The sequence below is a fragment of the Bradyrhizobium liaoningense genome, from assembly GCF_018130785.1.
GTDB classification, from domain to species: Bacteria; Pseudomonadota; Alphaproteobacteria; order Rhizobiales; family Xanthobacteraceae; genus Bradyrhizobium; species Bradyrhizobium liaoningense_A.
Genome location: NZ_JAFCJT010000064.1, coordinates 1 through 1,390 on the forward strand (window position 1 = coordinate 1; position 1,390 = coordinate 1,390).

Annotated in this window: 1 protein-coding gene; it reads right to left on the minus strand. The window is 58.9% G+C overall.

The window, feature by feature from the left end:
* Positions 1-281 precede the first annotated feature (281 nt).
* Entirely contained in the window at positions 282-1,310 is a 1,029-nt protein-coding gene (locus tag JQ627_RS38890) for an IS110 family transposase (protein WP_212489599.1), read from the minus strand.
* Positions 1,311-1,390 lie beyond the last annotated feature (80 nt).

Here is a 1,390-nt window from a genome sequence, read left to right on the forward strand (position 1 = left end):
ATCGAGTAGAGATTGCAGATGTGGACGGCCCCCACTTGTCAGGATTGTAGCAGACTTTTGGCCAGATCGCTTGCTATCAGATGTCCGGCCTGTTTGCGCGGACAAAGCCCGCTGGCCGAGATGGTGTTCGCTACGCGCGCTCCAAGCACATGGGCGACATTCTTGTTGCCAGTGTAATCTTCGGAAGTTCGCGCGTATCGACCGATCGGTCCTTCCATCTACTGCGTCCTGCAAGTTCGTGGGCAATCCGCCGAGCAACCTGCTCGCGGGCCGATTTCAGATCAAGTCGGCATGACGGCTACCGGCTGCTTGTACACGCCGCCCGATATCATCAAGCGCCAAGCGATGCGGGCAAACTTGTTGGCCAAGGCCACCGCGACCAACTTTGGCGGCTTTCGCTCCAGCAGCGAAGCGAGCCATGGTGTGGGCTTATGACGGCCCTTTCGAATATGCCTCAGCAGTGCGGTCGCACCGACGATCAACGTCGATCGCAGTATAGAATCTCCAGCCTTTGTAATGCCGCCAAGCCTTTGCCGGCCGCCAGTTGAATGATCCTTAGGTGTCAGCCCGAGCCACGCCGCAAAGTCGCGACCCGATCTGAAGGTCTCGGGTGGCGGCGCTTTCATGCTTAGCATGGACGACCCAATCGGACCGACGCCGGGAATCGTCGCGATCCGCCTGCTGACATCATCGTCGCGGTGCCACCTCATCAGCTTGGCTTCGATCTTTGCCAGGCGGGCTTCGACCGCGGCATATTCCTCTGCTTGGAGTCGGAAGAGATCCTTTGCCATTTCCGGCAAGCTGTCATCCTCGAGTACCCGTTTGATAAGTTGCGCGACATTCTGCCGACCGGCGGGGCCGACGATGCCAAATTCAGCCGCATAGCTCCTGAAAGCATTGGAAAGCTGCGACTTCACGCTGACCAGGCGTTCCCGCACAGTCATTAACATGCAGGCCGCTTGCCGTTCCTTCGATTTGATCGGTACAAACCGCATACTCGGCCGGGTGACCGCCTCGCACAGCGCTTCGGCATCGGCCGCGTCGTTCTTGCCGCGCTTCACGTAAGCCTTCACGTACTGAGGGGGGATCAGCTTCACCTCGTGACCGAACGACTGCAGCAGGCGCGCCCAATGATGCGAGCTGCCGCAGGACTCGATGGCGACGAGAACCGGTGGAAGCCGCTCGAAGTAGCGGATCATCTCGGCTCGCCGGAACTGGCGGCGGACCACCACCACCTCATTCTCATCAACACCATGAAGCTGGAAAACCGACTTGGAAGTGTCCATACCGATGCGAACAGGAAGATTCATCAGACTTTCCTCTCATCTAGCTGTGACGCTGACAGCGCCATAGAACCGTGGGGATGAGAGGCCGTCCACACCAGCACATC